Genomic DNA, 22,362 nt, shown 5'->3' with positions numbered 1-22,362 from the left:
TATTATAAAAAAAATATATTTGTGAAAAAGGCCAAAAACATATATAACCTAGTAAGATACTAGGTTATATATAAGAGGTAATTAATGAAATCATCGGCAAAAATTAAATACACCATAAAATCACTTCTCTACAGGGCATTTCCAATTCTTGGAGTTATTATTGCCCTTGCAGTTCATAACCTTATTCCAAACAGCAGTCTTCATCCAGTAGCAAAAGTTTCATATTATAACAGGCTTCTGCTTATCCTCCTGGCGCTGGCTTCAATCTTTTTTATTCTTTCTTTTTTCGTAAAAAAACTTCGCTCTTCTCTTGAATACAAGGGGCCTTTCCTTTTAGGAACAGCAGGCCTTGTAATTGTCATCAATTTAATAACTGCAAAGTTTGCTCTGCTTCCTGTAATCTTTTTTCCAAGCTTCGACAACATTCTTGCAGTCTTTATAGAGCAGACAGCCCTTCTTGGAAAATGTATCTGGTATTCCTTCCGCCTGCTTTTACTTGGAGTTTTCTGGGGGGTTCTTATTGGCTTTATTACAGGAGTTCTTCTTGGTTTTTCAAAGAAAGTTTATTACTGGATCAATCCATATATCAAACTGATAGGTCCAATTCCGGCAACAGCCTGGATCCCACTTGTTCTTACAACCTTCCCTACTCCTTTTGGAGCAAGCGTTTTTATCATCGCTCTGGCAGTATGGTTCCCGGTTCAGTTGATGACAAGCTCGGGTATTCAGAATACAAGCAAGGTTTATTTTGAAGTCGGCAAAACCCTTGGAGCAAGAACCTTCTTTCAGGTTTTCCGAATTGCAGTTCCGGCCGCCCTGCCAAATATTTTCCAGGGAACTTTCAACGGAATCTGTGCCGCATTTATTGCCCTTATGACTGCCGAAATGTTCGGTGCAAAATATGGAATCGGCTGGTACATCAGTTACCAGAAAGCAATGATGCTTTACAGCGGAGTTTACGCCGGCCTGCTTATGATTGCAGTTTTCTGTACTGTGATTATTACAGTGCTCTTTAAGGTAAGAGGTAAGCTGCTCAACTGGCAGAAGGGATTAATAAAGTGGTAATCAGGTTATAGGTACTAGGTTATAGGTTATAGGTTTTAGGAGGAGGGGGAAGCATCCCCCTCGCTTCAGCCTCCTCGGCTTCGCCTGCGGTGGCTTCCGCTACCCCTTCTCCTAGGGGCTTTGCCCCTAAAACCCTCTAACCTAAAACCTATCACCTAAAACCTTACTAAAGGAGGAAACAATGTCTGGAGAAATTAAATTAAACAATATAACAAAAATCTTTAATCAGGGAGAAGCCGAAGAAGTAACTGCGCTCAATGGAGTTGACTTTACAATTCCTGCAGGAAGCTTTGTTTCACTTATCGGCCCATCAGGCTGTGGAAAGACTACCCTGCTCCGCTGTATCGCAGGACTCGAAACACCAACTTCAGGAGAAGTCAGCGTAGACGGCACAAAAATAACAAAACCTGGCAGCGACCGTGGCTTTGCTTTTCAGCAGGCAAATCTTTTTCCCTGGCTCACAATCCGCGACAACGTGGCCTTTGGCTTAAAGGCGCGTCACATATATAAAGAGCGTAAAAAGGACGTTGATGAGTTCATAAAACTTGTTGGTCTCGAAGGTTTTGAAAAATCCTATCCCCATCAGCTTTCGGGCGGTATGAATCAGAGAGCAAGTCTTGCCCGAGCCCTTGTAGGTCACCCAAAAATTCTTTTGCTGGACGAGCCTCTTGGAGCCCTCGATGCCTTTACCCGCATGACCATGCAGGACGAAATTATCCGCCTTTGGAAAGAGCACAACACAACAATGGTTATGGTAACCCATGATGTTGACGAAGCTGTTTATCTGAGCGATTATGTAGTAGTAATGTCACCACGCCCGGCAAAGGTTGAAAAAATCATTAAGATTGATTTGAGCCATCCTCGCGCACGTGGACAAGACGTGTTCTTAAAATATAGAACACAGATTCTTGAGATTCTGAACTATGCAGGAAAGGTTCAGGAAGCAGAATACGCAATTTAAATTTACCTACCTTTTTGTAGGTATAAAAAATAAAAGAGGTGTTATATGGCAGATAACAAAGGAAAATCAGTTATTCGTCAGGTTGTAGCAATCGGTATTGGTGCTGCAATTTTTGTTGCTTTAACAACAGTTCAGATTCCAATCGGATTCGTTCCTAATACAGCTTTGCAGGTACGTGCCGCTGTTTTGACTTTCTTTGCAGCAGTATTCGGCCCTATAGCAGGCTTTGCAATAGGTTTGATTGGACATGCTTTAGGAGATGCACTTTTCTATGGAAGTGTATGGTGGTCATGGGTTTTTCCGGATGCAATCTTTGGTTTGCTCGTTGGTCTTTTTGCAAAAAAATATGCAATTGAAGAAGGTGGATTCGGTTTTAAACAGTGCCTCGGATTCAATCTTGTTCAAGTTCTTTCAAACTTAATTGCATGGGCTTTGATTGCTCCAGTTCTTGATATTGTAATCTACAAGGAACCTGCAAACAAAGTTTTCATTCAGGGAATCACAGCTGCAATCACAAACCTTGTAATTGTTGCAATTCTCGGAAGCCTTCTTGCTTTTGGTTATTCAAAAATCAAAACAAAATCCGGTTCATTGAAAGAAGAAGAATAGTTTTTTATATACGGTCGTCATCCCGATTTCTGGAAGACGACCTTTTTTTTTCATCTTAATCTTGTTATAATCATTCCAAAATGGAATCCATCATTAGTTTTAGAAACGTAAGTTTCCAATATCGGACTAAATCAACTCCTACTCTAAAAAATATAAATCTCGAAATCAAAAAAGGCGAAAAAATATTAATTATAGGTTCTTCCGGTTCTGGAAAATCAACAATAGCTAAATGTATAAATGGACTCATTCCATCAACTTATACCGGAAAACTCGAAGGCGAAATTTCTGTCTGTGGAGAAAATCCGGCTAAAGCTGGAATTTTTGGAATCTCAAAACATGTAGGAACAGTTTTACAAGATACAGACGGACAATTTATTGGTCTTACCGTTGCAGAAGATATTGCCTTTGCACTTGAAAACGACAACGTTCCTAGCAAAGAAATGCACGAAAAAGTTCTTGAAGCGGCAAAAACTGTTGATGTAGAAAAGCTCTTAAAAGCAGTTCCTGCTACTTTAAGCGGCGGTCAGAAACAGCGTGTTTCACTCGCCGGTATTCTTGTGGACAATGTAGAAGTCCTTCTTTTTGATGAGCCTCTTGCAAATCTTGATCCGGCAGCCGGAAAACGTATTATTTCACTTATAGATAAAATCAATGCCCAAACAGATAAAACTGTAATCATAATTGAACACCGCCTCGAAGATGTTTTATACAAAAAGGTCGACAGGATTATTGTAGTTGAAGACGGTCAGATTGCCATCGATACAACTCCTAACGAACTTTTGAGTACAGACATTCTCCCTCAAAAAGGAATCAGAGAACCTCTATACATTGCCGCCCTCAAACACGCCGGCTGTAAACTTCACGCCCAGGATAATCTTGAAAATATTGAAACAATGAATCTTGAGCCTTATAAAGAAAATCTAAAAAAATGGTTCCAGCAGATTCAGATTCCGGCATCACAACCGTCAGAAGAAATTGCCCTTGAATTAAAAAATGTTTCCTTTGCTTATGATAAATCAAAAACGAATACTGTCGAAAACATCAGTTTTAAAATTCACAAGGGAGAGATGGTCAGCATCGTTGGAACAAATGGTGCCGGCAAATCTACAATAGCATCTTTAATCTGCGGTTTTAACAAACAGGATTCCGGAGAGATTTTCTTAAACGGTCAGGAGATTTCAAATCTTTCTATTAAACAACGCGGCGAAAAAATCGGCTTTGTAATGCAGAACCAGAATCAAATGATCTGCAAATCTATAATATATGATGAAACTGCCCTTGGTCTTGCCGTGCGAAAAGTACCGAAAGACAAAATTAAAGAAGAAGTTTATAAGGCTTTGAAAATCTGCGGAATGTATCCTTACAGAAACTGGCCGGTAAATGCAGTGAGTTTCGGTCAGAAAAAGCGTGTCACAATTGCATCAATTCTTGTTATGAATCCGGAAGTGATTATTCTTGATGAACCAACTGCCGGCCAGGATTACGCGCATTACACAGAAATCATGGAGTTCCTTCGTAAATTAAACCGCGAGCTCGGAATCACAATCATCATGATTACTCACGACATGCACCTTATGCTCGAATACACAGACCGCGCAATTGTGCTTTCAAACGGTCACATAATTGCAGATGATAAAAGTTCTAAAATTCTTACAGACGAAAAAATTACAGAACAGGCCAGTCTTAAAAAAACAAGCCTTTATGATTTAGCAGTAAAATGTGATTTTGAAAATCCTTTCAGTCTGGTCGACGCCTTTATTTATTATGAACGAGGAGGCATAAGTTCATGGCAAAAATAATTTCTTACGTTGAAAAAGATTGCTTTATTCACCGGCTCAGCGGCCTTACAAAACTGATTTTCTTTCTTCTGTGGACAATTACCAGCATGCTCACTTATGACACCAGAGTTCTGGCGGCAATGCTTGTAATCAGCATAATCTGTTTTAAGCTTTCAAAAACAGACTGGAAACAGGTGCGCTCAATTTTTATTTTTATTCTTGTCTTTTTGATTTTAAATGTACTTGCAATTTTTCTTTTTTCACCTTATGAGGGCTGTAAGATTTATGGAAGCAGAACAGAGCTTTTTCATATTGCAGGAAATTACACTCTGACTTTCGAACAGCTCTTTTATGAACTGAATATAATCTTAAAATACTTAACGATTGTGCCTTCTGTTTTTATGTTTATTACCTCTACAAATCCAAGTGAATTTGCGGCAAGCCTGAACAGAATAAAACTCCCCTACACAATCTGCTATTCAGTTGCAATTTCTTTACGATATGTTCCTGACGTTCAGTCTGATTTCAACAAAATCAAAAATGCCCAGGAAGCACGCGGTATTGAAATGTCTTCTAAGGCTAATATTTTTTCAAGACTCTTCAATATGAGTGCAATTTTATTTCCCCTGATTTTCAGCAGCATGGAGAAAATAGATTCTGTAAGCAATGCCATGGAGCTTCGTGGTTTTGGAAAAGAAAAAAAACGCAGCTGGTATTCTGCAAAAGAACTTAAGTCTTCGGATTGGATTATTATAATTCTTACAATTCTTTTATCAGGTCTTGCTTTATTTGTCACCTATTTTGATGGCAGCAGATTCTGGTATCCTTCTACATTTTGGTAATCGGATATAGATTTTTCCTATAGTTAAGATAAGAAATAAATATTACTCAGCCTCCTTTCTTTCTGTTATAACATACTAAGATAGTAGGTAATTAAGTTATTATTGTCCATTTTATGCGAACAATAATACTGGAGGTATTTATGAAACATCTATCAAAAATTGCGGGAATGACACTTGCAGCACTCGCATTAGCAGGCGCATTAACATCATGCTCAAAAAAACAGGTAGCAAACAGCGCACCTGAACAGAAGGTTGTAAGAATCAACTATCAGACAGGTAACCTTTGTGGTGCCCCTGTTCATGTGGCATGGAAACTTGGTCTTTTTGATGAAGAACTGGCAAAAATCGGACAGAAGGCAGAGTATGTTGTTGTAGTTGAAGGTGGAGCAACTCTTGCAGAAATGATTGCTTCTGGTAAAGTAGATGCAGGTTACGGTCTTTATGCAACTCAATTGCAGGCGATTGAAAACGGTCTTCCAATTTCCTTTACATCTGGAATCCATATCGGTTGTACAAAGTATTATGTTCGCGCAGACAGCGATATTCAGTCGGTTGCAGACCTTCGCGGAAAAACAATCGGTGTTCCAGGACTTGCAGACTCTGCAGTTATGAATCTTAAACGTAAACTGATGGACGTAGGAATTGGTGTTACTGCAGAAAATAATGAAGTTGAATTTGTTGCTTATGCATCTGCCGACCTTGCAATTGCCCTTAATAATGGAGCAGTAGATGTAATAGGAGCTCATGATCCTGTTGCGACAAAAGGCGAACTTGCATACGGCTTTAGAAAGATTCTGGATACCGGCACTGATGAAAAGTTTGTAAAAGAATATTGCTGCCAGCAGTTTGTAACTCACAAATTACTCAGTGAAAACCCAGCGGGTGCTGCAGCTGTTACCCGCGCTTTGCAAAAGGCAGCTGCTTATGTTGAAGCAGAACCTCGGGCAGCCGCACAGCTTCAGATTGAAAACGATTTGGTTGCGGGCGATCTCGACTTTAATGCAGCCCTTCTCGAAGAACTGAACTATCAGCCAAGCCGCTCACTCGGAAAGAAAACCTTTGATGCTGCAGCACGTCAGTTGCAGACAGCTGGAATCCTGAAAAAGACAACTGATATTGAAAAATTAATTGAACAGGGCTACATCGAACTCTTTGGAGTTCCAGACGGCTACATCTACGATAGCGCGACAAAAACTTATAAGGAAATTAACGGCTCAAGAGCCTAGGAGAAACATCATGAAAAACATCAACATTATTTTATCATCACTCATTGCATTGCTCGGTTTACTCGTTGGCATTGCACCTTACACATTCGCTAAGGTTTGCGGCATGGCCAGCATGCACTGCCACAAGGTAACAGCACCTGTAGTATTAGTTTTTGGAATTGTGATTTTCGTTATCTCGTTAGCACAGACTATCATCTTATGGAAAAAGCGATAACAACAAAAATACTTGCGCTTGAAAATATCAGGCGCAAGCCTTTCCGAACGGCAGCCCTCATCACACTGACTTCACTTTCAGCAGCCGTACTTTTTGGAAGTCTGATTATAACCTCAAGCCTAAAAGGCGGCATCAAGGGATTCAAAAATCGTCTTGGCGCAGACCTTATGATTGTTCCAAAAGGTTATGAAGGTCAGATGGAAAATATTCTTCTGAATGGAGAACCAAATTATTTTTACATGGATAAAAGTGCCGAAGAAATTGTCCGCACTGTCCAAGGAGTAAAAGAAGCAAGCGGTCAGTTTTATCTGACAAGCCTGAGTGAAAGCTGCTGCGATTTCCCGATTCAGATTATCGGCTTTGAGCCAGATACAGACTTTTTAATTCAAAACTGGGCCAGAACAAAAGTCCGACCTCAGAAAGGAAGCGAATATATTTTCGCAGGAAGCAATATCTCAACTCCAAATAAAGAAGTAAAGTTTTTCGGACAGCAGCACAAAATAACCTCCCGCCTTTCTAAAAGCAGCACAGGTATGGATAACGCAATCTACACCGACCTCAATACCCTGCAGAATATTTTTGAGGATGCAAAAAGCAAGGGCTTTGGTTTTATTTCTGATGGAGACACAAACACAAAAATCTCTTCTATTTTTGTAAAGTTGCAGCCAGATGCAAAACCAGACAGTACTGCCCTTCGCATAAAAACAGCTCTACCAGACGTTCAGGTAATTACAGGTTCATCTTTCATTTCAAATCTTGCAGAACGAATTTCAGCCTTTGTGATTTTTCCTCAGGCATTAAGTTTATTTATTCTTTTAGTTACAATTTTTACACTGGGAGTTGTTTTCTCCCTAATTGCAAATGAACGCTTCAAGGAATATTCCATTTTGAGAGTTCTTGGAGCCGACAGTGACACTCTTAAAAAGCTTCTTTTATTTGAAGCAGGCAGCATAGGATTTTTTGGAGCAATAATCGGAATCTTTATTTCGGCCCTTATAGTCCTGCCATTTAACCTTTTGATTTCAGAAAAAATCGGATTACCATTTTCACTGTCAAATCCGCTTGTAATTACAGGCTTTGCCTTAATCAGCTTTGCAATAATAGTTTTAGCAGCATTAATTTCTGCCCTTTACAGCGCAATTAAAATTTCGAAAAAGGAAGTGATTTTCAAATGATAGATATAAAGCATCTTACAAAAAGTTTTCAAACCCCAGGAGGAAAAATTACAGTCCTGAATGATTTTTCCCTCACAGCTCTAAACGGCACTTTTCTTGGAATTGCCGGAAAATCTGGAGCTGGAAAAAGCACTCTCCTTTCTTTAATTGCAGGTCTGCAAAAACCAGACAGCGGTTCCATTAAAATTGATACAAATGAATACGAAAACTCCCCTACAGAAATCACTTCCCTTTCAGAAAAAGAACTGTCTGCCTTCAGAAATAAAAACATAGGCTTTGTTTCTCAGGAACAGAGCTTCCTTGAAAATCTTACCGTGCTGGATAATGTAAGGCTGCCGTCTTATCTTTCAAAAGGAAAAGCTAGTTCTGACACCGATACAAAAATCACCGAACATGCCCGCAGTCTGCTTGAGGCATTTGATATCGCCCATCTTGCAGATCAATACCCGCAAAATCTTTCCGGTGGCGAAAATCACCGGGTTCTCATAGCCCGAGCCCTCATTAATAATCCACAGATTATTCTCGCTGATGAACCGACTGATTCCGTAGACTCCGAACGAACAGAAGAAATAATCCACATCTTCCGCAGTCTGGCAAATCAAGGAAAAATCGTAATCCTCGTGAGCCACGATAAGGAAGCACTCAAACTTTGTGATAAGATAATAACTATATAAATTAAATACTTAAAAAGTTCTGCAAAGCTTCTTAAAAAGCTCTTTATCACTTTTTATTGAAGTCCCGGTGGTAGTAAGCATATTCCCGGTGATTGTAGCATTTGCGCCGGCATTAAAAGCTCTTTCTCCACCATTAGAAAGATGGCAACGCCCGGCTGCCAGTCTTATCATAGCAGTTGGATTAAAATAACGGAAAACTGCCACAGTACGCAACACTTCATCTTCTGCTAAGGCAGGAAGATTTTCCAGAGGACTTCCCTTAATTGGACTAAGAACATTTATCGGGATTGAATCAACAGCGATTTCACTCAAAGAAAGAGCCATATCGATTCTGTCTTCAAACGTTTCTCCCATACCAATAATTCCACCAGAACAGGCACGCAGTCCCACTTCCTTAACAAGCTTAAGAGTATTCAGTTTCATCTCGTAAGTGTGAGTTGTACAGATGTTTGGAAAATTTCTGCGGGAAGTTTCTATATTGTGATGATAATTTCTTACACCTGCGGCCTTCAACTGCAAAAGCTGCTCCTTTGTTAAAAAGCCCATTGAAGCACACAAGTCAATATTTACACTTTCATGCATTTTTTTGTAAGCCGATAAGGCCTTCTGAAACTCTTCTCCACTCAAGGCCTTTCCTGCTGTTACGATAGCAAAACGATGTATACCTTCTTTCTGATTTTCTTTTGCTGCCTGAATTATTTTTTCTTCATTAAGAAAATCATATACTTCGCAATTTGTATGATTAAAGGAACTCTGTGCGCAGAATTTACAGTTTTCGCTGCATCTGCCACTGCGACCATTAATAATTGAACATAAATCAACACGGTCTCCACAAAGCTCTTTTCTTATATAATCTGCACCCTGACAAAGCTGATTGAGATCACAATCCTTAAAAAACGAAAAATCTTCACCGCGCTGTAAACGACGGCCTTTTACAATTTCTTCTGCAAGTGTTTTTAAATCCATGCACACAGTATATTATAATCCGTTTATATTGTAAACCTACATTCAAACATCAGGTTTACAATATAATAAATTATAAAGCCTGTTTCAGATCAGCAATAAGGTCTTCAACATTTTCTATACCAACCGAAAGCCGCAGAGTTTCCGGGGTGATTCCATTCTTAAGACGGAGCTCTTCCGGAACATCTGCGTGTGTCTGGGTTGTCGGATAAGTAATCAGAGTTTCAACGCCGCCAAGACTTTCGGCATATTTTATTAGACGAACTTTTTCCAGAATGCTCAGAGCTTTTTCTGTACTGGACAAGCGGAAAGTTACCATCGATCCAAAACCACGAGACTGTCCCTGCATAATTTTGTGCCCCGGATGTTCTTCAAGCCCCGGATAAATTACTTTTGTAACAACCTTCTGAGTTTTAAGCCAGCGGGCAATTTTATCTGCATTTGACTGAGCTTTTTCCATTCGGATTCCAAGAGTTTTTATTCCGCGAAGAACCAGCCAGCTGTCAAATGGAGCAAGACCAGAACCTGTTGTTTTTATGAGGAAGCGCAGTCTTTCATTGATTTCAGAATTTTTTGTGATTATAAAACCTGCCAGTGTATCGTTGTGGCCGGCAAGAAATTTTGTACCGCTGTGAACAACGACATCTGCTCCAAGAGCAAGCGGGTTCTGGAAATATGGAGACATAAAAGTGTTATCTACAATCAAGAGAAGTTTATGAGCGTGTGCGATTTTTGCCATTGCGGCAATATCGGTTACGTTCATCATCGGGTTGGTTGGAGTTTCGACATAAATTGCTTTTGTAGCCGGAGTGATTATACTTTCCACGTCATCGCCGGAACAATTAGCACGGGTAAACTGAATTCCATTTTTTGAAGAAACATTATCAAAGAGACGGATTGTGCCGCCGTATAAATCTGAATCTACAATCAGGTGATCGCCGGGCTTAAAGAGCTCCATGAGCAGAGTAATTGCCGCCATGCCGGAAGAAAGGGCAAAGGCATCGGTGCCGCCTTCCAGCTGGCAGACAATTTTTTCCAGCTGTTCACGGGTAGGGTTTTGCAGTCTGGAATAATCAAAGCCTGTGCTTTTTCCTACTCCAGGATGGGCATAGGTTGCTGTCTGATAAATAGGGAAGCTGATTGAACCATAGTGATTACAGTTTTCACGACAGGCAGGCTGCCCGTCATTATTCTGACTATCTTCTTCAAGATGAAGACATTTTGTTTCTATTGAAAATGACATACTATTCTCCAAACTTCAAATAATAAGCGGCAAGTTTTTCCAGAGCTTCACTTATCGGCAGCTCTATATCAAATACGCTGATTGCATTACGCTGGAACTGTCGTCCCATTCCCTGGCCTATCTGAGCCGCAACTACCGATCGGCAGTCTAATAGAAGTTCTACGGCCGGTGCGAGTGGACCGGTAGCACCGCCGCCGCAACCACCACCTGAACCGCCGCAGCCCGAGCCGCTTCCGCAGCCAAAGCCACCACCGCCACAGCCGCCGCCGAAGTTTAACTCAGTCGCTGCATCTGGCGATGTCGATTCATTTTCAAGAACCGGCACCTCACGTTTTTCAATAAAACAAAACTTACTTCCCTTCAGTTCATAAATTAAAAAAGACTTAGCCTGACCAAAATGTAAATCAACATTGAGACCGTCGGATGATGCAATTGCAACTTTTATGCTCATTTGTATTCCTTATTAAATGGATTGCTTCGCTTCGCTCGCAATGACAAACTGTACGCTGCACTCCTCGCGATGTTACAAGGGGGGGGGGCGTTGCGGGGGTCTCCCCCGCAGAAGGGGTAGTGAAAGACCGCAAAGCGGGCTGGAACGAGGGGAAGGCCTTCCCCTCCCAACTATTCCCTATTTACTATCCCCTAAAACCTAAAAACTAGATCTTATAATCATCCTCAAGAGCTTCCATGAGACCGTACTCAAGAAGGATTTCCTCGAGGCGTTCCTGGGTCATTGGAGTTGGAATTGTGAAGTTTGTATTATTAATTACGGCTTCTGCAAGGTTGCGGTATTCCTGAGCCTGTGCTGAATCCGGCTTATATTCAATTACAGTTTTGCGGTTGATTTCTGCACGCTGTACGATGTTGTCGCGAGGAACGAAATACAAAAGCTGTGTTCCAAGTTCCTTTGAGAAAGCACGGAGCAGATCAAGCTCACGGTCTACGTTACGGCTGTTACAGATGATTCCACCAAGACGAACACCGCCGGCCTTTGCATAACGGCTGATACCCTTTGCAATATTGTTAGCAGCGTAAAGGGCCATCATTTCACCAGAAGCTACGATATAAATTTCCTTAGCCTTACCTTCGCGGATTGGCATAGCAAAACCACCACAAACTACGTCACCAAGTACATCGTAGAAAACAAAATCAAGGTCGTCTGTGTAAGCGCCAAGATTTTCAAGCATGCTGATAGAAGTGATGATACCACGTCCTGCACAACCTACTCCCGGCTCTGGTCCACCTGATTCAACACAGCGTGTTCCACCAAAACCTGTTCTCATGATACGGTCGAGTTCAACGTTTTCACCCTCGTCGCGGATTGTATCCAAAACTGTTTTCTGTGCCAGTCCTCCAAGCAAAAGTCGTGTAGAGTCTGCTTTAGGGTCACATCCTACAACCATTACTTTTTTTCCATGCTCAACAAGTCCTGCTGTCAAATTCTGTGTGGTGGTTGATTTTCCGATTCCACCCTTTCCATAAATTGCTATCTGTCTGATTTCGCCCATAAGAAGCTCCTCTGCACGGATGTCCGTACCATAAAATAAAAATATTATTGTTATATACCTATCTATTTACTAGGTAATAACAATATACTTTTATTTACCTACTATGTCAATAGGTTTAATTAAAATAATCCCTGAATTCGATTGTATTTCCACACTTTAAGGATGGCGTCGTCAATGCTGCCGGGAAGTTCCATTGCTGTAATTCCTTGTGTAGTAAGAGATTGGATTGCTCCATCGCCGATGCGGCTGGCTATTACGTATTTGCAGTCGGTGAACTGCTGGACGTGGATGTCCATTGCGGACTTGTCGTGTATGCCATCCTGGCACACAGGTTTTAAGCTGCGTTTTTCCAGGAGGTCATAGCCTTCATCATCGTCGACGATATAGATATAGAAGATTTCTGATTTTCCGTAGTGAGTGTTTACTGTTTCGCCGTCTGTGCTGGCTATGGCAACGCGGTATTTATCAGCCATGGGAGAAATTTTCTCCATAACTGCCCGGGCCAATTTTTGCATAAAGCTGGCGGGTAATATCTGATTTTCCCGGTACACCTGCTGCGTCTGCACGACAGTGATTACAATGCAGGAAGAGTTCGATATATTCACCGGCGGCACGGCGTGCTGCCTCGATTTCTGCACAGTTTGGAGCCGGCTCGTCCTTGAGTTTTGCAGAAGGAATTAGCGGTATGATGTTATACTTTTCAGCTCCGGCTTCTGCGACCGCCGCGGCGATCTCGGAAATGTGAGCGCCGTTTATGCGCGGAACTAATACCGTATTTACTTTTACGGTAATTCCCGCTTCGGCAATTTTTCTGATTCCGGCAAGCTGATTTTCTATGAGGATTTTTGCGCCCTCTACCCCGTCGATTTTTTTGCCGTGCCAGATTATGTAATCGTTGAGCTGAGCTTCAATTTCCGGATCTACGGCATTTACGGTAACGGTAAGACTGTCGATTCCGGCAGCAATTACTTCATCGGCACGTTCGTTGAGAAGCAGGCCGTTTGTACTCATACACTTTATGAGCTGCGGATACTGCTGCCCTATCAGATTGAAAGTTTTGAAAGCATTATCGCTGGCAAGGGTATCGCCAGGACCGGCAATTCCTGCCACTTTGATTTCGGGACTGATCTGAATTGCCTTTCCTACAATTTCTGCTGCTTCTTCTGGCTTAAGAACATGAGCTGTTACGCCTGGTCTGTTTTCTGTTGTGTTGATTGAACGCTCGCAGAAGCGGCACGCGATGTTACAGCCTGGACATACAGGAAGATGTATGCGGCCTGTTGTAGCTCCGTGGCTACCAAAACATGGATGTGATTTTTCAAGTTCGGAAAACGATTTTGGCATGGGCAGACTCCTGGGGGTGCTACGGGGGCGAAGCCCCCGTAGAAGGGGTAGCGGAAAACCGCAGGTTTGAAGCGAGGGGAAGGCTTTCCCCTCCTCTATTTTAGTTATCGCTGAACAATGGTGTAGAAAGGTAGCGGTCGCCTGAATCAGGAAGAAGAACTACGATTGTCTTTCCCTTGTTTTCAGGACGCTTTGCAAGAATGCTTGCTGCCTTAAGAGCGGCACCACTTGAGATTCCTACAAGGATACCTTCGCTGCGGGCAAATGCACGGCCCTCTGTGAAAGCATCTTCATTTTCAATTGGAAGAATCTCGTCGTAAATCTTTGTGTTGAGAACGTCTGGAACGAATCCAGCACCGATTCCCTGAATCTTATGTGCACCGGCTGTTCCCTTTGAAAGAACAGGGCTTGTTGCAGGTTCAACTGCTACGATTTTTACGTTTGGATTCTGTGACTTAAGATATTCACCAACACCTGTCAAAGTACCACCTGTACCAACACCAGCTACAAAGATATCAACTTTTCCGTCTGTCTGTTCCCAGATTTCTGGTCCAGTTGTCTTTTTATGAATTGCAGGATTTGCAGGGTTTACGAACTGTCCTGGAATGATGCTGCCTGGTGTTGCTTTCTGTAACTCCTCGGCCTTTGCAATAGCTCCCTTCATTCCTTTTGCGCCTTCTGTAAGAACAAGCTCAGCACCATAAGCTTTAAGAAGATTGCGGCGTTCAACACTCATGGTGTCTGGCAAAGTAAGGATTGCTTTATATCCCTTAGCTGCGGCAACTGCTGCAAGTCCGATTCCTGTATTACCAGAAGTTGGCTCGATAATTGTTGCACCTGGCTTTAAGATTCCTTTTTCTTCTGCATCTTCAATCATTGCAAGAGCGATACGGTCTTTTACGCTTCCTGCCGGATTTAAATATTCGAGTTTAGCAAGAATTGTTGCGTCTTTTACTCCTGCTGTCTTTGAATATCCGTTCAACTGTAAAAGCGGTGTTCCGCCTATCAATTCCAATGCACTCTGTTTAATATTACTCATTTTTGATCTCCTATTACTTTAGTAGGTTTTACAACTTCAATATAAATCCAATTACCTACTCTGTCAATAGGTAATTGCAAAAAAAGAGGATTTTCTTCACGATTTTTGATGTTATTTTTTCCTTATTTAAGAAGCATTTTTTCTTTATATAGGGGGTTTTCCACTTGACAATTTTTGCAAGTGGAAATAACATTTATGCTATGGACTTAAGAACAGTATTAACAACAGACACCGTGAACCTTCATCTGAAAGGCACAACAAAAGAAGAAATCGTTGATGAGATGATTGATGTTTTGTTCAAGGCTGGAAAGGTTACAGACAAGGATGCAGCACGCGAATGTGTTTTGGATCGCGAGCGCAAAATGTCTACAGGTATGAAGCACGGAATCGCTATTCCTCATGGAAAAACTGACACAGTAAAAGATTTGGTTGCTTGCATTGGTATTTCTGATAATCCTGTAGATTTTGATTCTCTGGATCAGGAACCTTGCCGCATTTTTATTATGACTTTGTCTCCAGTAAACAAGACAGGTCCACATCTTCAGTTCCTTGCAGAAGTAAGTCTTTTGTTCAAGAGTCCTGAAAAACGTCAGGAAATTCTTGACACTCAGGATAAGGCTGAAGTAATCCGTATTCTGACTGAATAGAAAAGATCCGGGGTTTACCCCTGATATAACATACTCATCAGATAAAACCGGGTCTTTAAAGCCCGGTTATTTTTTTATTTGAAGGAAAAATATGAAACTTGATCCAATTTTTACAGTAAAGAATAAGAAGCTCTACACTATTTCTGATAACAGCGAGGTTGATACAGCTACCCTTAAACGTATTGATATTCTATGGAGCACTGTAGAACTGGATGAAGAAATCTATAATGAAGAATTCCTCGCTCAACTTAGAGATCAGTTGAAAGCAATGGAAGAAACAAACACATTCGCCGTTCTTGTTCCAGTTGCTGACAAACCTCTTTATACTCCAGAGCAGGAAGAAGCCTTCATAAACACTTATAACCACACTGCCCGCCGCGTAAAAGACTGTACCAGCGTAGCCGGATTTGAACTCATTCCTCAGCTAAAAGATAAACAGGCTTTTATGGACACTCTGGCTAAAAAACACGCGCAGTACGTCTATTTCACAAAGGCAGAAAATCCTCTGTCAGACGACATTGTGTTATACTAACCGCACAATTTTACAACAAACCGCACTATTTGCGAAGAAAATGTAAATTTTTCACAAAAATTCACAAATTTTCTTCAAAATCACTTGCATATATTTATCATTTGTGGCATTATACACCGCGACAACGAGAGAGCAAGAGGGAAAAAAGTATGCAGTCTAAAGAGAATCAGAACAGACTTGCAGGTACGTGGTTCCTCACCGCATTTTTGTGCATCGTTTTAGCTTCTGCAGCCGTTCTAGTTTATTTTTTGCTGCCTAATGCATCGGAACCGGTTCAGCCTGTAACTGAGCCTTTGACTATAATTGATTTGTCAGAAGAAACTGAAGAAGAGCTTTCAGCAGCTTTTCAGGATTATTTTACTGAAGTTTCTCTGAATCGTCTTACAGACGACTACGATAATGGATTGAACTTATATCGTCAGCCATTATCTCGCACAGCAGTAGAGTGGTTTTACTTTCAGATTACTGGAAGTAAAGAGGTAACTCAGGCCATTCTTACAGAAGCTGAGAAAAATGATATTCCGCTTTCTTTGGCATTTTCACTTGCCCACACAGAAAGCAATTATAATACAAGCGCGACCAACAGAAACGCTAACACTACGATTGACCGGGGCTTGTTCCAGTTGAACAGCAACTCCTTTCCCGAGCTTTCGGAGCCAGATTTCTTTGATCCGTTTGTAAGTTCAAAATATGGTATGGCGCACCTTAAGTTTTGCCTGAATACTGCCGGAAACGAAGTTTCTGCACTTGCAATGTACAATGCAGGAACCGGCCGTGTTCGTTCAAATAAGACTCCTTTGTCTACTTTGAACTACGTTGGCAAAATCATGTCATACCAGAAGATGCTTGATCAGCTGTTTGATGAACAGGTTGCGTCTTACTTTGAGACATCAATGACACCTGGAATCGCAGTTGCTTATGCACACTAATTAATTTGCCTCCTAATTTTTTTGAGGATCCGGTTTTTATAGTTTTTCCGGATCCTCTTTTTTTTAAAGATTCCCGGGTTTGACTCGACAACCCATTTTTATTGTTATAATTTTAACAATATTTGCAAATTTCCCCGAATTCTGCTAAAATTCCCCTAAAATTCAACATCTTTTGTTCTAAATTCAATTCCCACTATATAAGAGGAACTTTATAATGCAAGCATTAAATGATCTGCCGCCTGCAACAAGAAAAAGACTTGTCCAGCTGGAAGAACTTTTGAAATCCTGGAGCGGAGAGAAAATTACTTCCGCTAAGATTTGTGAATTGACCGGTTGGAAAGATTCTCTTGTTCGGCATGATTTATGGCTGATTAAAAATACAGCCCGCGGCTGGAAGAACGGGTACGATACGGCTACTCTTCTTCAGACGATTCGCAATGCACTTCATGGAGAAGTTCAGAACGAAAAACAGAACGTCTGCATCGCAGGCCTTGGCCGCCTTGGAGCAGCACTTCTTGATGACGGCTTATTCAGCGACAGTCAGTTTGTAATAAAAGCAGGATTTGATTCAAACGTGAACAGGGTAGAAATCCTTCGTTCAACGTTTCCGCTCTACCCTGCAGCAGAAATGAACTGGGTGATAAAACAGGAAAAAATCACCCTTGCAATTCTGGCAGTTGCAGACAAAGATGCACAGACAATGTGCGACAGGCTTATAAAGGCCGGAATTACAGGAATTGTAAATATGACCCGAATGGTACTGAGTGTACCGGAAGGCATAAAAATAGAAAATTTAAGCGTATTGAATGCGCTGAAAATGATAACTTAAAAAAAAGACAAAGGAGTCGTTGTATGGCAAGAGTGTACAATTTTAGTGCGGGACCTAGCTGCCTGCCGGAAGAAGTTTTGCAGGCATGTGCTGCAGAGATGATGGATTATAATGGAACTGGTCAGTCAGTAATGGAAATGAGTCACCGCTCTAAGGCTTATGAGCCAATCATTCAGGATGCTGAAGCTATGGTTCGCAAGTTGATGAACGTGCCAGACAACTACAAGGTTCTTTTTGTTCAGGGTGGTGGTTCTACTCAGTTCGCAATGGTTGCTGAAAACCTCGGGATCCACACTGGAAAAGCTGCTTACATCGAAACTGGTGTTTGGGCAAAAAAAGCTGCTGCTGAAGCTAAAAAACTTGGCGTAGAAGTTGATATCATCGCTTCTTCAAAAGACAAGAACTACTCTTATATTCCAAAGGTTGAAAAGATTGAAGGCGACTATGATTACGCTTACATCTGCTTCAACAACACAATCATGGGAACACACTACGAGTACATTCCAGATACTGGAAACATTCCACTCGTTGCTGATATTTCTTCATGCGTTTTGAGCGAACCACTCGACGTAAGCAAGTTCGGACTCTTGTTCGCAGGTGCTCAGAAGAACCTCGCTCCAGCTGGTGTTACACTCGTAATCATCCGCGAAGATTTGATTCCTGAAGTTGAAAACTGCCGTGCCGGTACACCAACTATGCTCGCTTACAAGACACATGCAGACAACGATTCTATGTACAATACCCCTCCATGCTACACAATCTACGTACTTGGAAAGGTTCTTCACTGGATCGAAGCAAACGGCGGAGCAGAAGGAATGCTCAAGCGCAATAAGGAAAAGGCTGATTACCTTTACAACTACCTCGACAACAACGAAGGAAACTTCTATCACGCAACAACAGAAATCGGAAGCCGCTCTTTGATGAACGTTCCATTCCTTACAAAATACTCTACAGGAGCAACTGACGAAGCTTCTTTGGCAAAAGAAAAGGAAATCAACGACAAGTTCGTAAAAGAAGCTGCTGCAGCAGGTCTCGTAAACCTCAAGGGCCACAGACTTGTTGGTGGTATGCGCGCATCAATCTACAATGCTATGACTCTCGACGGAGTTAAAGCTCTCGTAGACTTCATGAAGAAATTCGCTAAGGAGAATGCATAATGAGTTTCAAGATTCAGACATTAAATAAGATTGCTTCAGTTGGTCTCAACCAGCTCGACCGCGACAATTATGAAATCGCATCAGAAATCAACAATCCGGATGCTATTCTTGTACGTTCTGCAGATATGCACGAAATGCAGCTTTCAGACAATGTAAAGGCTGTTGCACGCGCAGGTGCAGGTACAAACAACATCCCAATTCCAGAGCTTACAGAAAAAGGTGTTGTTGTATTCAACACTCCTGGAGCTAACGCAAACGCAGTAAAAGAACTTGTAATTCTTTCACTTTTGCTTTCTAGCCGCCCTGTAATCGATGCTAACAAATGGGCAAAAGGTCTTTCTGGAAAAGGCGACGAGATTCCTGATCTCGCAGAAAAAGGAAAGAGCCAGTTTGTTGGTCCAGAATTGATGGGAAAAACACTCGGTGTAATCGGTCTTGGTGCTATCGGTGCTATGGTTGCTAACCTCGCCCTCCACTTTGGTATGGACGTTTGGGGTTACGACCCATTCCTTTCTGTAAACGCAGCTCTTAAGCTCGACAAGAAAGTTAAGATTGCTGAAACACTCGACAGCCTCTATGCTAAGTGTGATTACCTTACAATCCACGTTCCACAGACAAACGACACAAAGGGAATGATAAACGCTTCTTCTATTAAGAACATGAAAGACGGTGTAAGAATCATCAACATCGCTCGTGGTGGACTTGTAAACAATGCAGACATCATCGCAGCTCTCGACAGCGGAAAAGTTTCTGCTCTCATTACAGACTTCGCTGCAGAAGAACTCTTGAACCATCCAAAGGTTGTTTGTATGCCACACCTTGGAGCTTCAACTCCAGAAGCAGAAGACAACTGTGCTATCATGGCAGCTGCTCAGCTCAAGGACTTCCTCGAGAACGGAAATATCGTAAACTCTGTAAACTTCCCTAAGACAGTTACAGACAACCCAATTCCAGCAGGTGGAACTCGTCTTTGTATCAGCCACAAAAACATTCCAGATACAATCTCTAAGTTCACAACAATCCTTGGTGAAGCAAAGTTGAACATTTCTTCTTTCATCAACCAGGCCCGCGGCGACGTAGCTTACAACATTATCGACGTAGACGGTGTTGTAACAGACGACATCATTGCTAAACTCGCAGCATGTGACACTGTAAACAGAGTTCGCCCAATTTTCGGCTAACCGTCATTGCGAGGCCATAGGCCGAAGCAATCCATTTAAAAAAGGTATAAAGTCATATAAAACCTTAACAGCAGAGCCGCAAGACTCTGCTGTTTTTTTTCCTGAAAAACTATTCCTTTTTATACCATCCGTTTATCGAATCCATAACAAAATCTTCAGGTCCAGAAATGATGATACGTGTATTTTTACCATGCTTTTCATATTTTAAGACAGCATCGGCACAGTTGTTCATCGCATTGCAAAAATACTCGGAAAGTTCACCAGCTTCATCATCTTCCATTACAAAATCCAGAATAGAACAGATTCTGTTAGTTTTCTTTTCTGTATCTGCCATAAAATCATAAACTACAGCATTTGCCTTTGATTTTATACCGGGTACAACATTCGGATTTGAAAGAAATGCGCCTATTTCTTCAGGGGTAAACTGCCAGATTCCATCAATTTTTTCACCCTTAAGATGCCCCATCGAAATAAAGTTTCTGAGAGAACGGGTTGTAAAACCAGAAATAACCGCCAGTTCATTGATATTATAATAATTCTTTTCCATAGTGATTCTCCTTTGCCCGCTTTTTTTTTGCGAGCCGTTTTGTCCCGGGAACTACATTTAGTATAATTCAGACACACACTGGAATCAATTTGAAATATGACGAGTTTTTCATAGCAAAAGGCGCCACCCTATTTCAGCTCCTTTCCAAGACAGATTATCATTGCAGGAACCGGCTCATTATTGCTGGCAAACTCATTTTTATACCAGCGGTTCCAGGCCCCCTGATAGAGCAGTGCCATAACAAAGGCATCTGCACATTGCTGATATTTCATATAATCAGGAATCAGTTTCTTTAAGTGATTTGGAACTTCAACAGGCTTTACAAAAAGTTCTTCTAATTCTGAATGAAACTTTTTGCAGAAATCCAGAATTGATTCATGGAAAATTGTTTTGAATAAAACTTCTCGATCTTTATAAGATAAAACAGGTATATTCAAAACTTGAGTATAGTGCCCTTCTCCAGAATTATCTGAATCAATTTCTTTTCCAATAAAATTATATTTTTCATAGTTTTCAATGACTTTCGTATCGAAGAATCTTGGCTCTATCAAAGGAATATCACTTTCTTCTTTAGCATAAAGAGCATAACACATCTGCAAAAATTGTAACTCATTTAAAGGCCAGCATTGGCTATAAGTCCAGCCGGCTGCTACATCATAACCATATAATCTGATATCTTCAAAGTTCTTATACTGATCAATAATAACCGTATGAGGACCATTTAATTTACAAAGAGTATGTCCTGTAACATAATCCCAGTCAGTTTTGTAATCAATTGAAGTTTGAAAACCATAAGCATAGCCTCGCCACTTTGCATCATGCAATACTTTCATTGTATCAAGTTCTGATGTTATTTGAGCTGAAATTTCGCGGACAGCTTCATGAATAATAAAGATAGCAGAAAACTGAATAAAACTAGCTTTTTGTCGTTCATTCATCTTTTTATAACAATCTAACTGACGAATTCGGTCAAGATATGTTTCAAGCTCACACCACATTTTCTGTGCATTTTTTTCTGCAAGAGCTTTATCATGATCATAAGCATTATCTTTTTCTTCTTGAGTAATAATAATAAAGCTTGTGTAAACCTTATCTCCCTTGCGTGCCATTAAATCATATGAAATCAGTTCTTCAACAATAGGCTCAATATAAGCTGCAGAAATACCCAGTCCCTGTGAAAGTTCAGTAATTGTCAATGGTTTCTTATAAGCCATAATCAGAATATTCTGATGAATTAGATGGGAACTGTTATTTATATAGCTGATAGGACACCCTGCCTCTGTTTCTCCATACACCCACACATGCAGCAACTCCGGCTCATAACTCTGTTTTTCGTACTTTTCCATTTCATTCTCCAGTTTGGTTTTAACATTCATACGAGCGGTGTTCAGGCGGGATTTTACCGTGTTGGCATTTACGTCCAGTTCGTCTGCAATTGACTGCAAATCCTGGCCATGGATAAAATGACGAACTAAAACTTCACGGAAATTTTTAGAAAGCTGAGCAATTATGTGGCGGACATTTTCTTCATCTTCTTTTCTGATGATTTTTTCCAGTGCAGTCTCCTGCCCTTCTTCCTTGCCGGCAATTTCAAAATCCGGAATTACACCATAAGAAATGACAGGCTTTGAATATTTTGAACGCAGAAAATCATTAAACTTATGATTCAAAATGCCAGAAAGATAAGTCTTCAGATTTTCAATTTTCGTACCCTTTTTCAACGCAACGATAGCACTTATCAGAGTCTCCGAAACAAGATCCTCCGCCTGCTCAAAGTTATTAGTTTTCCCTAGAGCAAGCTTCAGAAGATATTCGCCATGATCAAATAAGTGCATTTCGTTGTTGCTGTTCATAATCTCAGTCTACCATTTTTCTCGTATATAATGGTAGTCGTGAAAA

24 protein-coding genes are annotated in these 22,362 nt (G+C 41.1%); 15 read left to right on the top strand and 9 right to left on the bottom strand.

What is annotated here, in order from left to right; genetic code table 11:
* The first annotated feature begins 84 nt into the window (after nt 1-84).
* The 9 genes from BMY21_RS06975 to BMY21_RS06935 all read left to right on the top strand — a co-directional run bounded on the left by BMY21_RS06975 (nt 85) and on the right by BMY21_RS06935 (nt 8,544).
* The gene (locus BMY21_RS06975; protein ID WP_074642173.1) at nt 85-1,065 is read left to right on the top strand and encodes an ABC transporter permease; all 981 of its coding nucleotides are present in this window, start codon (nt 85-87) and stop codon (nt 1,063-1,065) included.
* 181 nt (nt 1,066-1,246) lie between these two features.
* Nucleotides 1,247-2,026, top strand: a complete 780-nt coding sequence (locus BMY21_RS06970) for an ABC transporter ATP-binding protein (RefSeq protein ID WP_074642171.1) — start codon at nt 1,247-1,249, stop codon at nt 2,024-2,026.
* Nucleotides 2,027-2,071: 45 nt separating this feature from the next.
* Complete coding sequence (locus BMY21_RS06965; RefSeq protein ID WP_074642169.1) at nt 2,072-2,635, top strand: ECF-type riboflavin transporter substrate-binding protein; 564 nt, start codon at nt 2,072-2,074, stop codon at nt 2,633-2,635.
* Nucleotides 2,636-2,715: 80 nt separating this feature from the next.
* Nucleotides 2,716-4,434 (top strand): ABC transporter ATP-binding protein, encoded by a 1,719-nt coding sequence (locus tag BMY21_RS06960; protein WP_074642167.1) that lies wholly within the window; start codon nt 2,716-2,718, stop codon nt 4,432-4,434.
* Nucleotides 4,422-5,255, top strand: a complete 834-nt coding sequence (locus BMY21_RS06955) for an energy-coupling factor transporter transmembrane component T family protein (RefSeq protein ID WP_074642165.1) — start codon at nt 4,422-4,424, stop codon at nt 5,253-5,255. The genes BMY21_RS06960 and BMY21_RS06955 overlap by 13 nt, the downstream gene beginning before the upstream one ends.
* A 140-nt stretch (nt 5,256-5,395) precedes the next feature.
* Nucleotides 5,396-6,481 (top strand): ABC transporter substrate-binding protein, encoded by a 1,086-nt coding sequence (locus BMY21_RS06950; RefSeq protein ID WP_074642162.1) that lies wholly within the window; start codon nt 5,396-5,398, stop codon nt 6,479-6,481.
* A 10-nt stretch (nt 6,482-6,491) separates the two neighbouring features.
* Nucleotides 6,492-6,695, top strand: a complete 204-nt coding sequence (locus tag BMY21_RS15695) for a DUF4418 family protein (protein ID WP_074642160.1) — start codon at nt 6,492-6,494, stop codon at nt 6,693-6,695.
* Nucleotides 6,680-7,870, top strand: a complete 1,191-nt coding sequence (locus BMY21_RS06940; RefSeq protein ID WP_074642159.1) for an ABC transporter permease — start codon at nt 6,680-6,682, stop codon at nt 7,868-7,870. The genes BMY21_RS15695 and BMY21_RS06940 overlap by 16 nt, the downstream gene beginning before the upstream one ends.
* Nucleotides 7,867-8,544 carry an ABC transporter ATP-binding protein gene (locus BMY21_RS06935; protein ID WP_074642157.1) on the top strand — a complete coding sequence of 226 codons (678 nt, stop codon included), beginning with the start codon at nt 7,867-7,869 and terminating at the stop codon, nt 8,542-8,544. Before BMY21_RS06940 ends, BMY21_RS06935 begins: the two co-directional genes overlap by 4 nt.
* Nucleotides 8,545-8,553: 9 nt before the next feature.
* Here the strand turns inward: BMY21_RS06935 and bioB are convergent, their stop codons facing one another.
* The 7 genes from bioB to cysK all read right to left on the bottom strand — a co-directional run bounded on the left by bioB (nt 8,554) and on the right by cysK (nt 14,641).
* Nucleotides 8,554-9,510, bottom strand: a complete 957-nt coding sequence (bioB, locus tag BMY21_RS06930) for a biotin synthase BioB (RefSeq protein ID WP_074642156.1) — start codon at nt 9,508-9,510, stop codon at nt 8,554-8,556.
* A 70-nt stretch (nt 9,511-9,580) separates the two neighbouring features.
* Nucleotides 9,581-10,750, bottom strand: a complete 1,170-nt coding sequence (locus tag BMY21_RS06925) for a trans-sulfuration enzyme family protein (protein WP_083379769.1) — start codon at nt 10,748-10,750, stop codon at nt 9,581-9,583.
* Nucleotide 10,751: 1 nt separating this feature from the next.
* Nucleotides 10,752-11,201 carry a NifB/NifX family molybdenum-iron cluster-binding protein gene (locus BMY21_RS06920; RefSeq protein WP_074642154.1) on the bottom strand — a complete coding sequence of 150 codons (450 nt, stop codon included), beginning with the start codon at nt 11,199-11,201 and terminating at the stop codon, nt 10,752-10,754.
* A gap of 205 nt (nt 11,202-11,406) precedes the next feature.
* Nucleotides 11,407-12,258 (bottom strand): nitrogenase iron protein, encoded by an 852-nt coding sequence (gene nifH, locus BMY21_RS06915; RefSeq protein ID WP_074642152.1) that lies wholly within the window; start codon nt 12,256-12,258, stop codon nt 11,407-11,409.
* Between the two features lie 119 nt (nt 12,259-12,377).
* Nucleotides 12,378-12,731 (bottom strand): NifB/NifX family molybdenum-iron cluster-binding protein, encoded by a 354-nt coding sequence (locus BMY21_RS06910; RefSeq protein ID WP_074642151.1) that lies wholly within the window; start codon nt 12,729-12,731, stop codon nt 12,378-12,380.
* A complete protein-coding gene (locus tag BMY21_RS06905; protein WP_074642149.1) occupies nt 12,724-13,602 on the bottom strand; it encodes a radical SAM protein in 879 nt (292 codons plus the stop codon). Before BMY21_RS06905 ends, BMY21_RS06910 begins: the two co-directional genes overlap by 8 nt.
* 100 nt (nt 13,603-13,702) lie before the next feature.
* Nucleotides 13,703-14,641 carry a cysteine synthase A gene (cysK, locus tag BMY21_RS06900; protein WP_074642148.1) on the bottom strand — a complete coding sequence of 313 codons (939 nt, stop codon included), beginning with the start codon at nt 14,639-14,641 and terminating at the stop codon, nt 13,703-13,705.
* A gap of 200 nt (nt 14,642-14,841) precedes the next feature.
* Between cysK and BMY21_RS06895 the strand changes: the two genes are divergently transcribed.
* The 6 genes from BMY21_RS06895 (at nt 14,842) to BMY21_RS06870 (ending at nt 19,916) form a co-directional block, all read left to right on the top strand.
* Complete coding sequence (locus BMY21_RS06895; RefSeq protein ID WP_022932533.1) at nt 14,842-15,288, top strand: PTS sugar transporter subunit IIA; 447 nt, start codon at nt 14,842-14,844, stop codon at nt 15,286-15,288.
* 91 nt (nt 15,289-15,379) lie between these two features.
* Complete coding sequence (locus tag BMY21_RS06890) at nt 15,380-15,820, top strand: hypothetical protein (protein ID WP_074642146.1); 441 nt, start codon at nt 15,380-15,382, stop codon at nt 15,818-15,820.
* A 149-nt stretch (nt 15,821-15,969) separates the two neighbouring features.
* On the top strand, nt 15,970-16,749 hold the full coding sequence (locus BMY21_RS06885; RefSeq protein WP_143064184.1) for a transglycosylase SLT domain-containing protein: 780 nt from the start codon (nt 15,970-15,972) through the stop codon (nt 16,747-16,749).
* Nucleotides 16,750-16,963: 214 nt separating this feature from the next.
* A complete protein-coding gene (locus BMY21_RS06880; RefSeq protein WP_083379767.1) occupies nt 16,964-17,578 on the top strand; it encodes a hypothetical protein in 615 nt (204 codons plus the stop codon).
* Nucleotides 17,579-17,601: 23 nt separating this feature from the next.
* Nucleotides 17,602-18,735, top strand: coding sequence for a 3-phosphoserine/phosphohydroxythreonine transaminase (gene serC / locus BMY21_RS06875; protein ID WP_074642144.1), 1,134 nt, complete (start codon nt 17,602-17,604; stop codon nt 18,733-18,735).
* Nucleotides 18,735-19,916 carry a 3-phosphoglycerate dehydrogenase family protein gene (locus BMY21_RS06870; protein WP_074642143.1) on the top strand — a complete coding sequence of 394 codons (1,182 nt, stop codon included), beginning with the start codon at nt 18,735-18,737 and terminating at the stop codon, nt 19,914-19,916. The genes serC and BMY21_RS06870 overlap by 1 nt, the downstream gene beginning before the upstream one ends.
* Before the next feature lie 109 nt (nt 19,917-20,025).
* Here the strand turns inward: BMY21_RS06870 and BMY21_RS06865 are convergent, their stop codons facing one another.
* Nucleotides 20,026-20,463, bottom strand: coding sequence for a helix-turn-helix domain-containing protein (locus BMY21_RS06865; protein WP_074642141.1), 438 nt, complete (start codon nt 20,461-20,463; stop codon nt 20,026-20,028).
* Nucleotides 20,464-20,591: 128 nt separating this feature from the next.
* Nucleotides 20,592-22,316 carry an RNA polymerase sigma factor gene (locus tag BMY21_RS06860; RefSeq protein ID WP_074642140.1) on the bottom strand — a complete coding sequence of 575 codons (1,725 nt, stop codon included), beginning with the start codon at nt 22,314-22,316 and terminating at the stop codon, nt 20,592-20,594.
* Nucleotides 22,317-22,362: the final 46 nt, after the last annotated feature.

Origin of the sequence: Treponema bryantii (assembly GCF_900111035.1) — a bacterium.
Classification (GTDB): domain Bacteria; phylum Spirochaetota; class Spirochaetia; order Treponematales; family Treponemataceae; genus Treponema_D; species Treponema_D bryantii_C.
Note: the sequence above shows the minus strand (reverse complement) of the source record. Positions and strands in the feature narration are given on the sequence as shown.

What these genes read in the sequence shown, in the direction of transcription:
- BMY21_RS06975 (WP_074642173.1), top strand. Translation starts at nt 85, where the DNA reads ATGAAATCATCGGCAAAAATTAAATACACCATAAAATCACTTCTCTAC.
- BMY21_RS06970 (WP_074642171.1), top strand. Translation starts at nt 1,247, where the DNA reads ATGTCTGGAGAAATTAAATTAAACAATATAACAAAAATCTTTAATCAG.
- BMY21_RS06965 (WP_074642169.1), top strand. Translation starts at nt 2,072, where the DNA reads ATGGCAGATAACAAAGGAAAATCAGTTATTCGTCAGGTTGTAGCAATC.
- BMY21_RS06960 (WP_074642167.1), top strand. Translation starts at nt 2,716, where the DNA reads ATGGAATCCATCATTAGTTTTAGAAACGTAAGTTTCCAATATCGGACT.
- BMY21_RS06955 (WP_074642165.1), top strand. Translation starts at nt 4,422, where the DNA reads ATGGCAAAAATAATTTCTTACGTTGAAAAAGATTGCTTTATTCACCGG.
- BMY21_RS06950 (WP_074642162.1), top strand. Translation starts at nt 5,396, where the DNA reads ATGAAACATCTATCAAAAATTGCGGGAATGACACTTGCAGCACTCGCA.
- BMY21_RS15695 (WP_074642160.1), top strand. Translation starts at nt 6,492, where the DNA reads ATGAAAAACATCAACATTATTTTATCATCACTCATTGCATTGCTCGGT.
- BMY21_RS06940 (WP_074642159.1), top strand. Translation starts at nt 6,680, where the DNA reads ATGGAAAAAGCGATAACAACAAAAATACTTGCGCTTGAAAATATCAGG.
- BMY21_RS06935 (WP_074642157.1), top strand. Translation starts at nt 7,867, where the DNA reads ATGATAGATATAAAGCATCTTACAAAAAGTTTTCAAACCCCAGGAGGA.
- bioB (WP_074642156.1), bottom strand. Translation starts at nt 9,510, where the DNA reads ATGGATTTAAAAACACTTGCAGAAGAAATTGTAAAAGGCCGTCGTTTA.
- BMY21_RS06925 (WP_083379769.1), bottom strand. Translation starts at nt 10,750, where the DNA reads ATGTCATTTTCAATAGAAACAAAATGTCTTCATCTTGAAGAAGATAGT.
- BMY21_RS06920 (WP_074642154.1), bottom strand. Translation starts at nt 11,201, where the DNA reads ATGAGCATAAAAGTTGCAATTGCATCATCCGACGGTCTCAATGTTGAT.
- nifH (WP_074642152.1), bottom strand. Translation starts at nt 12,258, where the DNA reads ATGGGCGAAATCAGACAGATAGCAATTTATGGAAAGGGTGGAATCGGA.
- BMY21_RS06910 (WP_074642151.1), bottom strand. Translation starts at nt 12,731, where the DNA reads ATGGCTGATAAATACCGCGTTGCCATAGCCAGCACAGACGGCGAAACA.
- BMY21_RS06905 (WP_074642149.1), bottom strand. Translation starts at nt 13,602, where the DNA reads ATGCCAAAATCGTTTTCCGAACTTGAAAAATCACATCCATGTTTTGGT.
- cysK (WP_074642148.1), bottom strand. Translation starts at nt 14,641, where the DNA reads ATGAGTAATATTAAACAGAGTGCATTGGAATTGATAGGCGGAACACCG.
- BMY21_RS06895 (WP_022932533.1), top strand. Translation starts at nt 14,842, where the DNA reads ATGGACTTAAGAACAGTATTAACAACAGACACCGTGAACCTTCATCTG.
- BMY21_RS06890 (WP_074642146.1), top strand. Translation starts at nt 15,380, where the DNA reads ATGAAACTTGATCCAATTTTTACAGTAAAGAATAAGAAGCTCTACACT.
- BMY21_RS06885 (WP_143064184.1), top strand. Translation starts at nt 15,970, where the DNA reads ATGCAGTCTAAAGAGAATCAGAACAGACTTGCAGGTACGTGGTTCCTC.
- BMY21_RS06880 (WP_083379767.1), top strand. Translation starts at nt 16,964, where the DNA reads ATGCAAGCATTAAATGATCTGCCGCCTGCAACAAGAAAAAGACTTGTC.
- serC (WP_074642144.1), top strand. Translation starts at nt 17,602, where the DNA reads ATGGCAAGAGTGTACAATTTTAGTGCGGGACCTAGCTGCCTGCCGGAA.
- BMY21_RS06870 (WP_074642143.1), top strand. Translation starts at nt 18,735, where the DNA reads ATGAGTTTCAAGATTCAGACATTAAATAAGATTGCTTCAGTTGGTCTC.
- BMY21_RS06865 (WP_074642141.1), bottom strand. Translation starts at nt 20,463, where the DNA reads ATGGAAAAGAATTATTATAATATCAATGAACTGGCGGTTATTTCTGGT.
- BMY21_RS06860 (WP_074642140.1), bottom strand. Translation starts at nt 22,316, where the DNA reads ATGAACAGCAACAACGAAATGCACTTATTTGATCATGGCGAATATCTT.